The following is a 13,869-nucleotide window of genomic DNA, read 5'->3' as shown; positions in this document are numbered from 1 at the left end:
GAAATGCGGCGTTCCCCCCGCGAGATTGATATGCAATTGCAAATGGTGCTTCATGGCTGGGCTGATCGGTTACAACCGATGCCGCTGACAGACTTCCGCACTGTGGGCGGCGACAGGCACACGCAAATGAAAAAAAGCAGGCAAGCACTTTGCAGGCGATAAGGTGAAGACTATGATGGCCTAAGACTGATCGGTCAGCTTCATGAAGCGTGCATCACAGATGCTTGACTGCGGTGACGGCGACCAGAATCCAACCGGCGATAAACGCGACACCGCCAATCGGGGTTATGGCTCCCCACGTTTTGACACCAGTGAGCACCATTGCGTACAAGCTCCCAGAAAAGAATAGAATCCCGGCGACAATCAGCCATCCGCCGATATTCAGCAAGGAAGAGGGTTCGTTTATTTTGGACATCAACAGCCCAATGACCAAGAGGACTAAGGCGTGAATGATGTGGTAATGGGCTCCCGTATTCCAGTTTTGCAGCATTTTTTCGGTCACTTTGCCGGCCAGTCCATGGGCGCCGAATGCCCCGATGGCCACAGCGAGCGCCATGTTGATGCTACCGAGCATGATGAACAGTTTCATCCGTTTGGTCACTCCTCATTTCAACATAGGTTCTTCCCATACTATACCACATCCCCTGTTGTAAAAGCCGTGAGCCTACTTCATGGTGAAGGGGGGCCAGTGTTGCAAAAAAAAACTTTTTTTCATTTCTTGACAAACCGATAACACCTGTTTAAAATGAGTTAACAAATCCGCATGAATCAACTACATACTTAACTCCTATGAAGGGAAAAGTAACCGTTTGACGGGCAACCAGAGAGGAGAACCCATCGGCTGCAAGGTTCTCTATGTTACGAAGCGGCGAAAGACACCTGGAGGATCTAACCGAACGCCGCATGCTGCGGTTAGTAGACTTAGACGTCATCCTGGCGATAACAGGATTTGAAGCGGGAAACTCCGGCAGATCGGGGTTTTCAATTAGGGTGGTACCACGGGAAACGTTAAACCAATCTCTCGTCCCTGACAATGAGGTCAGTGGCGGGAGATTTTTTATTTATGAGCCAAGTTGATCGAGGGGGGTACGCGGCAGTGAAGTTTCAAACTTCAACCAAATTGCAAATTCCTCGCGGCACGGATGATATCATGCCGGGGGAAGTTGAGCAGTGGCAGTGGATAGAGCAAAAAGCGCGAGAAATTTGCAGCTTATATGATTATCATGAGATTCGGACGCCGATGTTTGAACACACCGAGTTATTCCAACGCGGCGTAGGGGAAGCGACCGACATTGTTGAGAAAGAGATGTACACGTTCACCGATCGCGGCAATCGGCAGATTTCCTTGCGTCCTGAAGGCACCGCCGGTGTGGTGCGTTCGTTTGTGGAGAAAAAAGTGTTTGGTCAGCCTCAACCGACCAAATGGTACTATATGGGGCCGATGTTCCGGTACGAAAATCCACAGGCGGGGCGGCGCCGCCAATTTCACCAGTTTGGCGTAGAAGCTTTCGGCAGCCCGGACCCGTTGTTGGATGCGGAAGTGATTGCGCTCGGGATGCATTATTTCCAAGCGCTGGGGCTGAAAGATGTGCGGGTGGAAGTGAACACACTGGGAGATGTGGAAAGCCGATTGCAATATCGGGAGAAATTGATCGCTTATTTCGAGAAGCATATCGATAAGTTGTCTGACGAGGCCAAATCACGGCTTTACAAAAATCCGCTCCGCATTTTGGATAGCAAGGATGAACGGACCAAAGAGATTGCGGCAGGGGCGCCGTCCTTGCACGATCATTTGAATGACGACAGCCGCAAACACTTTGACACGGTGTTGCGTGCGCTTGACTTGCTCGGCGTGCCCTATGTGGTCAATCACCGTCTGGTGCGCGGCTTGGATTATTACACGCACACCGCGTTTGAATACACGGTGGACATCCCAGGGGCGCAGGCAGGGAGCATCGGTGGCGGCGGCCGATACAACGGCTTGATCGAACAATTTGGCGGGCCAAGCATGCCGGGAGTCGGCTTCGGCATCGGATTGGAACGGGTGCTCTTGGCACTAGGAGTGCAACAAGTGAGAACACCGTCGAAAGCTGGGCTGGATTGTTATCTTATCACCATGGGAGAAGAAGCCAAGCTGGTCGGTATGAAAGTGTTGCAAACGATGCGCCAAGCAGGGTTACGTGCAGAGCGCGATTATCTGGACCGCAAGATGAAAGCGCAATTTAAGGCCGCTGACCGTTTACAAGCGAAGACGGTGGCCATTTTGGGCGAAGATGAATTGAAGCAAAATCAAATCAATGTAAAACAGCTCGCGACCGGGGAGCAGGTGACTATTGCACTGGATGAACTGGTCGCTTACATCAAGCAATTGCCTTAAGGGGGAGAACGTGATGGAAGGTGTCCATCGTACACATTTTGCAACAGAGTGCACAAAAGAATTAGTTGGGCAAAGAGTCACCTTAAACGGATGGGTCCATAAGCGCCGTGATCTGGGGGGATTGATTTTCTTGGACTTGCGTGACCGTTCTGGGCGGGTGCAAGTGGTGTTTAATCCGGAAATCTCCCCGGAAGCTGTTCGCATCGCTGAACAGGTGCGCTCGGAATATGTTTTGGCGATCACGGGGAAAGTGGTGGAGCGTGAACCAGGCACCGTCAACCCTAACATGAAGACGGGTGAAATCGAAATTCAAGGCGAGCAAGTGCATGTGTTTAACGCCGCAAAAACTCCGCCGTTCATGATCCAAGATGATCTGGATGTGGATGAATCGATTCGGTTGAAGTACCGTTATTTGGATTTGCGCCGTAGCAAAATGCAGAAGACGATGCTGATTCGGCACCGGGCGATGCAAATCGTGCGCCAATTCTTAGACCAGCACGGATTTGTCGAAATGGAAACACCCATGTTGACCCGTAGCACACCGGAAGGGGCGAGAGATTACTTGGTGCCGAGCCGGGTGCATGAAGGTTCGTTCTATGCATTGCCGCAATCCCCACAGTTGTTTAAGCAATTGTTTATGGTGGCGGGCATGGAGCGGTACTTCCAGTTTGCACGTTGTTTCCGCGATGAGGATTTGCGGGCTGACCGGCAACCGGAATTCACCCAGATCGACATTGAAGCCTCTTTCTTGCCGACGGAGACGTTCTTGTCGATGATGGAAGAGATGGTGGCAAAGCTGTTCCAAGAGACAATCGGTGTGGAGGTGCCTCGCCCGTTCCCGCGGTTGACGTATAAAGAGGCGATGGAACGGTATGGTTCAGACAAGCCGGATTTGCGCTTTGGGATGGAGTTGATCGACTTATCCGACATTCTGCGTGACTCTTCATTCAAAGTGTTTAGCGGAGCGATCGCTTCCGGTGGTCAGGTCAAGGCGATCACGGTGAAAGGTTGCGCTGATTGGAGCCGTAAAGAAGTGGACAACTGGGGTCAAGTCGCCCAGGCTTTCGGAGCCAAAGGGCTGGCATGGCTGGCTTTAAAAGAGGGCGGCTTGAAAGGATCGGTCGCCAAATTCCTCAGTGAGGAAGAAGTGACTGCGATCCAAAAAGCAACCGGGGCAGAGACGGGTGACATGCTGTTCTTCGTGGCCGACAACAAAAAAGTGGTTGCCGATGTACTGGGAGAATTGCGTGTTCGCTTGGCAAAAGCACTTAACCTCATCGACCCTGACCGTTATGCCTTCGCATGGGTGACCGAGTTCCCGCTGTTGGAGTACTCGGAAGAAGACAACCGCTATTATGCGATGCATCATCCATTCACCATGCCTATGGAAGAGGATGTGCCGCTGTTGGAGACTGATCCGGGACGGGTGCGCGCCAAAGCTTACGATATGGTCTTAAACGGTTTTGAAATCGGCGGCGGTAGCCAGCGGATTTACCAGCGCGACATCCAAGAGAAGATGTTTCAAGCGTTGGGACTTTCCATGGAAGACGCCAAAGAGAAATTTGGCTTCCTGCTTGAAGCGTTTGAGTATGGTGCACCGCCGCACGGTGGGATTGCCTTTGGCTTCGACCGCATTGTCATGTTGCTTGCAGGCCGCACCAACTTGCGTGAGTGCATCGCCTTCCCCAAAACGACAAGCGGCACTTGCTTGCTGACAGAAGCTCCGGCGCCGGTGGATGAACAACAGTTAAACGACTTGCACATCCAAATAGCGACACAAAAATAGGCTTTCCTGTAATTGTAACAGCTGACAGCTTGATCTTGGCGCTGTGATCTGATAACATAAAATCAACAAACGAGTCCTGCGATGTTCGTGACACCCGAAAGTTTTGAGCCAACACGTTGACAAAGGGAGCTTGAAGTCACCCGAGGGAGTGGAAGCCACCGCCGAGTGGACCCATGAACTGCGGGTTCAGGGCACCCACCTGCTGATGAGGCAGGTTCAAAACTGACGGAGCACGGCATAATGGGGCTCCTTTTTTTGCGCATATCTCGCTGGTTTTGGGGAAAATGTTATATGAAATGACTGATCTTGAGAGAAGGCAGGCGAGATGGCATGATCTTAGGTGTAGATATCGACGGCACGATTAAGGATACCCAACGCGCCGCTGTCGAAGTACATAACCGGGTCTTGAAGCGCAATGTTAAATTGGAAGATATCAGCGATTTATATCTTGATAAAGCATACGGAATTACTCCTAAGGAAGCGTCGCGCTTGTGGCGAAAGCTGGAGGTAGAGATTTATTCGCTTGGCGTTCCACTTCAGCATGCGGCTGAGGTGTTGAATGAACTGGTCAAGCAAGGGCATCGCGTTTATTTTATCACGGCCCGGCCAGGCTTTCCCAACGTCACGAAAGTGACAAAAGAGTGGTTGAAGAAACATGGGTTTCCCTACACTGGAGACAACTTAGTCATGAATTCGCAAGATAAAGCACGCAAAGCCAAAGAACTCGGTGTGGAATTGTTTTTTGAAGATGCCCCTAACCATATAGAAAATCTTGTTAAAAACAACGTACCCACGGTGATTGTCGATGCCGTGTACAACCGTAAAATGCCAAAGGAAATCAAACGAATTACCGATTGGCGGCAAGTGTATGCCCTGGTAGAAGAACATGTGAATCAGAATGAAGCATGATGAAATGAGTCCGCGTTTTGGTCAGAATGCGGACTTTCTTTGCGTAGCCAAAAATTAGCTCAAGCAAAAACAGCCTAGCGAAAATGCTAGGCTGTTTTGCGCACTTATGGTCACTGCAGGGGAAGTTGGGGAGGAGTGGCCGGGCCGAAGGATGTGGTGAGTTGTTGCATTTCTTGTTGGGAGAATTGAGGCACTTGGTAGTAGCCCCGCTTATTTTGATAAAGGAAGACTTCATACGCCATCTCAATGCAGTTAGGAATGCTGTCAGCCAATACGCGGCGCACAACTGGGTTGGTTGTTTCTGTGGCGGCCACGGCTTTATGGCTTGCTCCAGTCTTCAGCATACCCAGTATTTGCGACGAAATCCGTTGGTCGTTGATTTCGGACGGGTTGGTCATGGGCTTATGCGGTTGCCCTTGCTGCTTCATACCGTAGATTACGTTGTTGCCTTGTTTCATTTGATAGCGTGAAGTTGGTGTGGCAGGATCACGTCCCGTAGAGAAGCAGTCCACCAACGTGTTATATTCGTTCACCATGTACTGGTGTTGGCGTTGCATGATATCCGCCAACTCGGGATCTTGCACATGAGGCCGCAACATGACATAAGTGTTCATCGTGTTAACCGCATGCGACAAAATCTCATGTACGTCCAACACTTCATGCCCCGCATGGTTCATGACCGGTGGCACCGGATTCACCGTTTGGTTTTCCATTTGATTGTTCGCGTTCATCGGTTGCATGTGCATGTCAGAACTCCTCCTTCCTGAATGTGACATTAAGTAATATGTCCAAGTGAGGGGGTTCTACACATCATTGCCGATGGGAAGGAGAGGAAACCGACGAACCGTTTCATTCCGGTCGGCCGTGATCCTCCCCTTTCATCCAGCGCAGGAACGCTTGCAATTTATGCTCATATCCATGCGGGCTGGGATGGTACAGGCGTTTGCCGCGGTGCTCGTCTGGCAGGTATTGCTGAGCGACATAGCCCCGAGGATAATCATGCGGATAGCGGTAACCTTTGCCCCTGCCCTGGGCTTTAGCCCCCGCGCCATGAGCGTCGCGCAGATGCGGGGGAACATCCCCGCGATGTTCTTGTTTAACCAAGGTGTTCGCTTCATTGATTCCCCGCACGGCTGAATTGCTTTTGGGAGCCGTGGCGATGTAGATGACCGCTTGCGCCAATGGGATTTGCGCTTCGGGCAAGCCAATGAAATCAACGGCATGTGCGGCGGCGGAAGCGATTAAGAGAGCGCGGGGGTCGGCCATGCCCACGTCTTCTGCGGCGTGGATGAAGATACGCCGGGCGATAAAACGAGGATCTTCGCCAGCTTGCAACATTTTGGCCAAGTAATAGAGTGCGGCGTCGGCGTCTGATCCACGCATGCTTTTGACGAAAGCGGAAATGGTGTCATAATGCTGGTCGCCGCTTTTGTCATAGCGAATGACTTTGCGTTGGATTGACTCTTCCGCCACTTCCAACGTGATGCGGCGAATGCCTGAATCGTCAGGTGGTGTGGTGACGACCGCCAATTCCAGTGCATTTAAGGCTGTGCGGCTGTCTCCTCCTGCACAGCGAATGAGGTGAGCTTTGGCCTCCGGATCCAACTCAACTCGATACGCGCCCAGCCCGCGTTCGGAATCGGCCAGGGCGCGGTCCAACACGAGGCCCAGTTCCTCTTCGGTTAGTGGCTTTAACGTAAAGAGCCGCGAACGCGACAGCAACGCGGCGTTCACTTCGTATGAGGGATTTTCAGTGGTTGCGCCAATTAAGATGACGGTTCCGTCCTCGACATGGGGAAGCAAGGCATCCTGCTGAGAACGGTTGAAGCGATGGATTTCGTCGATGAACAACACGGTTCGTTGCTCGTACATGTTGATTCGTTGCTTCGCCTCTTCTATGATCCGGCGGATGTCGCTGACACCGGCTGTAACCGCATTGATGCGTTCAAAGTAGGCACTGGTCTGATTGGCGATCACATGGGCGAGCGTGGTTTTGCCTGTTCCGGGCGGCCCATAAAAGATGATTGATGACAGCTGATCGGCTTCAATCATCCGTCTCAGCAATTTTCCTTTGCCAATGATATGGGTTTGCCCCGCAACTTCATCCAAGCAGCGGGGACGCATGCGGGCGGCAAGCGGCTCGCTTCGCCGCGATTGCTCCCGGCTGTATTCAAATAAATCCACCGTTTTTTCCGCCTTTCTGTCCATCCTGATTCTCCTATTTATGATAGTGTGAATTCCACACATTGGCTAGAGCGGGATGGATGGATTTTTTGCATGCGGGAAAAAATCATGTCGAAACGTAATAATCCTATGATAAACTTGACAAGTGTGGCCGTAAAATAACAGCTGAAGGATCGATGAGGATGCATAAGAGAAAGCGGGCTTGGGTTTGGCATTGGATGTTTTTCTTCAGCGGATTGTGGACCATTTCTTTCGGTACGGTCTTTGCCATAAAATCAGATCTGGGTGTAGCGCCATGGGATGTGCTACATATCGGATTGGCTCGGGTTTCATCGTTATCCATCGGCACATGGGTGACCGTCTTGGGAATTGTGATTGTGGCTGTTACGTGTTGGTTGAAACGTTCAAATCCACAATGGGGAACGTTTCTTAATATGTTGCTCTTGGGGCCGTTTATTGATTTGATTATGTTTGTGAACCTGATTCCCGATGTACGTGGATGGGTGTTGCGCTTGGTTTACCTGACGGTCGGGGTGGCCTTGGTCGCCTTTGGGGTAGGGTTGTACATTGCGCCGCGCACCGGGGCGGGACCTCGCGACGGGTTGACTCTGGAGTTGGCAAAACGGACTGGCTGGTCGATTCGCGCCGTTCGTACTATAATGGAGGTAATCGTTGGAGGGACCGGCTGGCTTCTGGGTGGACCTGTACATATTGGAACACTCTTTTTTTGTTTTTTGACGGGGCCGTTAATGCAATGGTCCATTTCTTACTGTGAGCGGTTGTTGGAAAAAATAACGAAAAGGGGTGCCATTCTTGAAAATCTCAACCAAAGGAAGGTACGGACTTACCATCATGATGGATTTGGCTGCTAGGTACGGCAAAGGGCCGGTACCATTGAAAAGTGTGGCTGAGCGTCACGCTTTGTCTGAGCATTATTTGGAACAGTTGATCGCTCCGCTTCGCAATGCCGGATTGGTACGGAGTGTGCGGGGAGCTTACGGTGGTTACAAGCTGGCGAAGGCCCCAGAGGAGATTTCGGCGGGAGATATCATCCGCGTGTTGGAAGGGCCGATCAGTCCGGTCGAGTTCAATGAAGAGGAAGATCCTGCCCGTCGTGACCTGTGGAAGCGGATTCGTGATGCGATCGCTAAAGAATTGGATACGACGACGCTTGCTTCTTTGATCAATTTCACGCATGATGGACACAATGACAACTATATGTTTTATATTTAGCGGGTGAAACATGATGGCAATTTATTTGGATCATGCCGCAACGACACCGATCCATCCACTGGTGAAAGAAGCCATGCTCCCCTATTTGGAGGAGGCGTTCGGCAATCCGTCCAGCATGCATCAATATGGCCGCGACGTGCGTGTGGCCATCGATCAAGCACGCGACCAAGTGGCGCGCGCGTTGGGAGCGGATGCTGGGCAGCTGGTGTTCACTAGCGGTGGGACTGAAGCGGACAATATGGCTTTGCTTGGCGTGGCTGCGGCATATGCGGAGACAGGAAAAAAACATCTCATTACCACTCAAATCGAGCATCATGCGGTGCTGGATGCCTGCCGGTATTTGGAGCGGATTGGCTTTGAAGTTACTTATCTGCCGGTCGATCACACCGGTATGATTGATCCCGAGCAACTGCGGCGAGTGATTCGCGACGACACGGCGTTGATTTCGATTATGATGGCCAACAATGAGATCGGTACGGTGCAACCCATTGAACAAATCGGAGAATTGGCGCGCGAGCGGAGTGTGCTGTTCCACACGGATGCGGTGCAGGCTTTCGGTTCCCTTGAGATCGATGTGAAGCACCTGCCGGTGGATTTAATATCAGTATCAGGTCATAAGATTAACGGGCCGAAAGGGATTGGAGCGCTTTATCTGGGGAAGAATGTGAAGTTTATCCCGAGGACGTTCGGGGGCTCCCAAGAACGACGCCGTCGACCCGGCACAGAGAACGTGATGGGGATCATCGGCTTCGCCAAAGCGGTTGAGCTGTCGCAAGCCTCCCGGGAACAACATATGGCAGACATGCGCGTCTTGCGCCAAGCGTTTGTGGACGAGTTAAACAGACAACCGATTGAGTTTGTCGTCAACGGCCATCCCGCAAAGAGTTTGCCCCATATTTTGAATGTCAGCTTCCCGGGAACCGATTCTGAAACCTTGCTCATGAATTTCGACCTGGCGGGAATCGCATGCGCAAGCGGCTCTGCTTGCACGTCTGGTACGCTGGAAGTATCCCATGTACTTCAAAGCATGCATTTATCTGAAGAAAGAACCCGGTCAGCCATTCGCTTCAGTTTTGGGCGCGGCAACACCGTTGATGAAGTGAAACGCGCCGCTGAAATGGTAGCCAGCATTGTTCACAGATTACAACGACATGAAGAGATTTGAGGGGAGAGGGACTGTGAATTTCAAAGAGCTAGATCAAATGGTGGGCTGGGAACAGGAAGTGGATAACATCGATTGGAAGTCGATGTTGGAGGATATCGATCGTGCCCTAATGGACAACTTGGCCGCGGAACTGGGCTTTCGCACCTATGAACAACTGGAACACGCATCAGAGCGGATTGTCCAAGATTATTACATCGTATACCTCTCCGACGGAAGATACGCATGGTGGAATCCGTTGAAGTATGCTACGGAAGATCCGCTATACTTTGCCGACAAAGAGGAAGTTGAACAATACATCACGGGTTTGCTGAGACTGGATAATGAACAGCGTGCCCAATTGCGGAACGGACTGGCCCGCATTCCTCAGATGCATCGTTGCATCGTGTGCGAATATGAATTCAATCCCAAAGATCCCGAGCGGCGTAAGTGGGACAGCTCAGAAGAACGGAATGAATTCTGCTCTGCGGAATGTGCGATGGAACATGTGATGACAGAAATGAAAGAAGACTTCACCGGATGACGTGACCTCTAGCAACTAGAGGTCGTTTTTGTAAGTCCTTCTTACCGAGCGTTTTTTGCGAGGTTAGAAGGACTACACTCCGCCGAGCGGAGTAACCGCTACACTTCTTACCGAGCGTTTTTTGCGAGGTTAGAAGGACTACACTCCGCGGGCGGAGTAACCGCAACACTTCTTACCGAGCGTTTTTTGCGAGGTTAGAAGGACTACACTCCGCTGAAGCGGAGTACCGCTACACTTCTTACCGAGCGTTTTTTGCGAGGTTAGAAGGAGGACGCTTTCGCATGGGGGCGATGATGAGGCGCATGATGAGAATAAGGTGTGCATGGAAATGAAGCAAGCGGAATTGGAATTGTATAAAGACAATTTCATCAAAGGCTCATTCATTCAAGAGATTTTTTACAACGAGGACAATGGATACGGTGTTTTTTTGATGCGCGTCAGCGAAGCGTCCGACGATAGGGTGGATGAAGAAGTGACGGTGGTGGGCCATATGTTGCGCCCGCATGAGGATGAGGTGTACACCTGTCATGGCGAATGGCGTGAACATCCCAAGTTCGGGCGACAATATTATGCGCATCAAGTGAAGAAAGAAGTGCCGCGCTCAAAAGAGGCGATTGTGAAATATTTGGCGAGCGGCTTGTTTGAAGGCGTTGGCAAAAAAACAGCGGAGAAAATCGTTGCGCACTTGGGTTCTGACGCGTTGGACAAAATCGCTCAAAATCCCGAGGTTTTGACGGAGATCCGAGGCATCTCCCGTTCCAAAGCGCAGCGGATCGCCGAGCATCTGTATGAGCATCAGGCATTGGAACAGGCGATGGTTTATTTGTATCAGTTCGGCATCGGCGCGACCATGGCTCTAAAAATCGTCCAGGCATACAAGCACCAGACGATCCCCATCCTGAAGGAAAATCCTTATCGGTTGATAGATGATATCGATGGGATTGGTTTTCGACGCGCTGATGAGATCGCCCAAGTCCAAGGATTGGACGAATCGGCCACGGAACGGTTTCAGGCTGCCGTTTTGTATGCCATCAAAGAGGCATCCATGTCACAAGGGCATGTGTTCCTCACTTGGGAGCAGCTAAACGCGCAAGTGAATGATCTGTTGGGCGAGCGAGCCGATGAGCTGTTTCCAGAAGATGCGCGTAAGCAAGGGTTGGAAAAGCTGCTGGACGACGAACGTCTGCTGTGTGAGGAAGACAGGTATTATATGCCGTCCCTGTATTATGCAGAATACGGTTGCGCGCTTCGGGTGAAACAATTGCTGGAGCAGGAATTGGATCTTGAAATTAGCGTGGCAGATCTCTACCGAGCGATCGGGGAGATTGAAGAGGAATTGGGTGTCAGCTATGCCGACAAACAGCGCGATGCGATGATTACGGCGCTGACGTCTCCGTTTATGATCTTGACGGGAGGGCCGGGCACGGGTAAAACGACCGTCATCCAGGGAATTTGCCAACTATATGCCCGTTTGCGGGAAATTTCCATTGACCCCGCAGATTATGAAGGGACGGATACGCCATATCCCATTCGCCTTGTGGCGCCGACAGGCAGAGCGGCAAAACGGATGTCTGAAACCACGGGTCTGCCGGCCATGACTATCCATCGTTGTTTGGGTTGGAAAGGCGATTTTTTTGAACATGATGCTGAACACCCGATCAGCGGAGCACTCCTGATTGTGGATGAAACGTCCATGTTGGACATCTGGTTGGCCAACCAATTGTTGCGTGCCTTGCCGAAAGGGATGCAAGTGATTTTTGTCGGAGACCAAGACCAGTTGCCCTCAGTCGGTCCGGGGCAGGTGTTGCACCATCTCCTGCAAGTACAAGCAATCCCCCGGGTTGAATTAAATGAAATATTTCGCCAGGCAGAAGGATCGTCCATCATTCGGTTGGCTCACTCCCTCAAACGGGGAGAGGTTCCTGATGATCTGATGGAGCGGTGGGCAGATCGACGCTTCTTTCCCTGCAAGAAAGAACAAGCTTTGCCGATCATCGTGAAAACGGTGGAAAATGCCATCAAAAAGGGTTACACCTTATTTGATGTGCAAGTGCTGGCTCCCATCTATAAGGGGCCGGTAGGGGTGGATCGCATCAACCAAGAGATTCAAGCTGCTCTCAATCCCAAATCCCCTGACAAAAAAGAGGTGACTTGGGGTGAAACAGTATTCCGATTTGGTGATAAAGTGCTCCAACTGGTCAATCATCCCGAACATCCCGTTTACAACGGGGATATGGGGATTATTTCGGCCATCGATGAAGATGCCGGCGGGGACCAGCCCGTGCTATGGGTGCGGTACGATCAGCTAGAAGTCCCCTACAAACGGACGCAATTGAATCAGATCGCTTTGGCTTATGCTTGTTCGGTCCATAAATCGCAAGGGTCCGAATTCGCGATTGTGGTGTTTCCCCTGTTGCACGCATACCGTCGGATGTTGGAACGCAATTTGATTTATACCGGCATCACGCGCAGCAAGTCTTATTTGATCATGTGCGGCGAGCAAGAGGCGTTTGCGGAAGGGGTAAAGCGGCAGCGGGTCGATGGGCGAAACAGCTGTTTGAAAGAATTAATTGAAGAGGATTGGTAAACAGGGCTTCCCATGCACTGGGTGTGCGGGAAGCTTTTTTTAGTTTGCCGGGAATTCGGCTTCCAACATCTCCCCCACATGCTTCAGCCCGCCTTACCCATACTATTCATTAGGCGGAGGAGGCGATCATCCTTGCGCAAATCCCAGGAAGTGATTGGGCTATCCATCATCCACCGCTACACAGGCAAACAGTTGGGGACGGTTTCCGATGTGCTCTTTGATTCCGCCAATGTCTGGCAAGGGATTTTATTGGAGCAGGGGGGCTTATTCAAACGGCGCAAGTTCATCCCGGCCAAGCGATTGTGTTCGGTCGGGGTGGATGCTGTCGTCGTTGAGAGCGAAGCGGACATACAAGATCTTCCCAAAGAAGCGGAGTCCTGGATCGGTCTTTGTTCCGGAGAGAAAAAGCTAAAAGGGCGCACCATTATGCTAAGCAACGGTCGAGAATTGGGGATGGTAGAAAATGTCTATTTCCAAGAAGAAGTGGGAACGCTGGTAGGGTACGAAGTATCCGAAGGGCTCCTGGCCGATCTCAGACAGGGGCGCAAAGTGCTGAGATGTGCTCACCCCCTTGTGTGGGGGGATGATGTGCTGATCGCGCCATTGGACGGGATCCGTTTCAAAGAAAGTTAGCTTGAAGGAAGGGAAGAAGTATGCTTCGTTGCCCCAACTGCAATTCGCACGACCTGGGAAAAGTGGGAACCAACCAGTTGTATTGCTGGCAATGTTTTGTAGAGATGACGACAGATGATAAAGGGATTTCCTCCATCTACCAAGTGGAGGAAGACGGAAGTTTGACGTCCCTCAACGACCTGTTTTTTGAAGAGGATAGCCGAACGGTTTATTTGGATTAACTCATCTTTCAACCGTGCCAAAAGGAGGGAACCACATGAATCGCCCGATGGTGATCACCCTGATGCTGGGTAGCTTGCTGGCGATCGGAGCCAACGCTTTGATGAATGCGAGACGGCGGAAAAACAAATGGTTCCGTTATGTGTATCCCATGTTGAAGCAAATCAATGGGAACCGCATGATGAAACGGATGATGAGAAATCTCCCGCTGGCTAGGTAAACACCGCACCCTGGGCCGTATGGCGCGGCCCGGGTT

At 51.4% G+C, this 13,869-nt stretch carries 15 protein-coding genes and 1 other RNA gene; 13 read left to right on the top strand and 3 right to left on the bottom strand.

Features of this window, described 5'->3' with window-relative positions; all coding sequences use genetic code 11:
- Window positions 1-3: 3 nt before the first annotated feature.
- A complete protein-coding gene (locus EDC32_RS16405) occupies window positions 4-162 on the top strand; it encodes a hypothetical protein (RefSeq protein ID WP_158283366.1) in 159 nt (52 codons plus the stop codon).
- Between the two features lie 52 nt (window positions 163-214).
- Here EDC32_RS16405 and EDC32_RS12690 read toward each other — a convergent pair whose 3' ends face one another.
- Window positions 215-589, bottom strand: a complete 375-nt coding sequence (locus tag EDC32_RS12690; protein WP_132222684.1) for a DUF423 domain-containing protein — start codon at window positions 587-589, stop codon at window positions 215-217.
- Window positions 590-1,063: 474 nt separating this feature from the next.
- Between EDC32_RS12690 and hisS the strand changes: the two genes are divergently transcribed.
- The 4 genes from hisS to EDC32_RS12670 all read left to right on the top strand — a co-directional run bounded on the left by hisS (window position 1,064) and on the right by EDC32_RS12670 (window position 5,072).
- Window positions 1,064-2,377 carry a histidine--tRNA ligase gene (gene hisS / locus EDC32_RS12685; RefSeq protein WP_132222682.1) on the top strand — a complete coding sequence of 438 codons (1,314 nt, stop codon included), beginning with the start codon at window positions 1,064-1,066 and terminating at the stop codon, window positions 2,375-2,377.
- A 13-nt stretch (window positions 2,378-2,390) separates the two neighbouring features.
- Window positions 2,391-4,163: an aspartate--tRNA ligase gene (gene aspS / locus EDC32_RS12680; RefSeq protein WP_132222680.1), complete on the top strand. Its 1,773-nt coding sequence runs from the start codon at window positions 2,391-2,393 to the stop codon at window positions 4,161-4,163.
- A gap of 70 nt (window positions 4,164-4,233) precedes the next feature.
- Window positions 4,234-4,414, top strand: a non-coding RNA gene (ssrS, locus tag EDC32_RS12675) — 6S RNA.
- 79 nt (window positions 4,415-4,493) lie between these two features.
- On the top strand, window positions 4,494-5,072 hold the full coding sequence (locus tag EDC32_RS12670; protein WP_132222678.1) for a 5' nucleotidase, NT5C type: 579 nt from the start codon (window positions 4,494-4,496) through the stop codon (window positions 5,070-5,072).
- A 110-nt stretch (window positions 5,073-5,182) separates the two neighbouring features.
- On the opposite strand, the gene EDC32_RS12665 is transcribed toward EDC32_RS12670, so the two are convergent.
- Window positions 5,183-5,812, bottom strand: a complete 630-nt coding sequence (locus tag EDC32_RS12665; RefSeq protein ID WP_375163205.1) for a spore coat protein — start codon at window positions 5,810-5,812, stop codon at window positions 5,183-5,185.
- A gap of 109 nt (window positions 5,813-5,921) precedes the next feature.
- Window positions 5,922-7,256, bottom strand: a complete 1,335-nt coding sequence (locus tag EDC32_RS12660; protein WP_132223014.1) for an AAA family ATPase — start codon at window positions 7,254-7,256, stop codon at window positions 5,922-5,924.
- A gap of 182 nt (window positions 7,257-7,438) precedes the next feature.
- Between EDC32_RS12660 and EDC32_RS12655 the strand changes: the two genes are divergently transcribed.
- The 8 genes from EDC32_RS12655 to EDC32_RS12620 all read left to right on the top strand — a co-directional run bounded on the left by EDC32_RS12655 (window position 7,439) and on the right by EDC32_RS12620 (window position 13,833).
- Window positions 7,439-8,128 (top strand): YczE/YyaS/YitT family protein, encoded by a 690-nt coding sequence (locus EDC32_RS12655; protein WP_132222676.1) that lies wholly within the window; start codon window positions 7,439-7,441, stop codon window positions 8,126-8,128.
- A complete protein-coding gene (gene cymR / locus EDC32_RS12650) occupies window positions 8,070-8,489 on the top strand; it encodes a cysteine metabolism transcriptional regulator CymR (RefSeq protein ID WP_022736758.1) in 420 nt (139 codons plus the stop codon). The genes EDC32_RS12655 and cymR overlap by 59 nt, the downstream gene beginning before the upstream one ends.
- A gap of 10 nt (window positions 8,490-8,499) precedes the next feature.
- Entirely contained in the window at window positions 8,500-9,654 is a 1,155-nt protein-coding gene (locus EDC32_RS12645; RefSeq protein ID WP_132222674.1) for a cysteine desulfurase family protein, read from the top strand.
- A 13-nt stretch (window positions 9,655-9,667) separates the two neighbouring features.
- Window positions 9,668-10,174 carry a hypothetical protein gene (locus EDC32_RS12640; protein WP_132222672.1) on the top strand — a complete coding sequence of 169 codons (507 nt, stop codon included), beginning with the start codon at window positions 9,668-9,670 and terminating at the stop codon, window positions 10,172-10,174.
- A gap of 328 nt (window positions 10,175-10,502) precedes the next feature.
- Complete coding sequence (gene recD2, locus EDC32_RS12635) at window positions 10,503-12,761, top strand: SF1B family DNA helicase RecD2 (RefSeq protein ID WP_246026943.1); 2,259 nt, start codon at window positions 10,503-10,505, stop codon at window positions 12,759-12,761.
- Between the two features lie 132 nt (window positions 12,762-12,893).
- Window positions 12,894-13,394, top strand: a complete 501-nt coding sequence (locus tag EDC32_RS12630) for a PRC-barrel domain-containing protein (RefSeq protein ID WP_158283365.1) — start codon at window positions 12,894-12,896, stop codon at window positions 13,392-13,394.
- 20 nt (window positions 13,395-13,414) lie between these two features.
- Window positions 13,415-13,615 carry a hypothetical protein gene (locus EDC32_RS12625; RefSeq protein WP_022736753.1) on the top strand — a complete coding sequence of 67 codons (201 nt, stop codon included), beginning with the start codon at window positions 13,415-13,417 and terminating at the stop codon, window positions 13,613-13,615.
- A gap of 35 nt (window positions 13,616-13,650) precedes the next feature.
- Entirely contained in the window at window positions 13,651-13,833 is a 183-nt protein-coding gene (locus EDC32_RS12620; RefSeq protein ID WP_022736752.1) for a hypothetical protein, read from the top strand.
- Window positions 13,834-13,869: the final 36 nt, after the last annotated feature.

It is taken from the genome of Laceyella sacchari (genome assembly GCF_004343255.1).
GTDB classification, from domain to species: Bacteria; Bacillota; Bacilli; order Thermoactinomycetales; family Thermoactinomycetaceae; genus Laceyella; species Laceyella sacchari.
The sequence above is the reverse complement of the archived record's forward strand: the minus strand, read 5'-3'. Positions and strand labels throughout refer to the sequence as shown.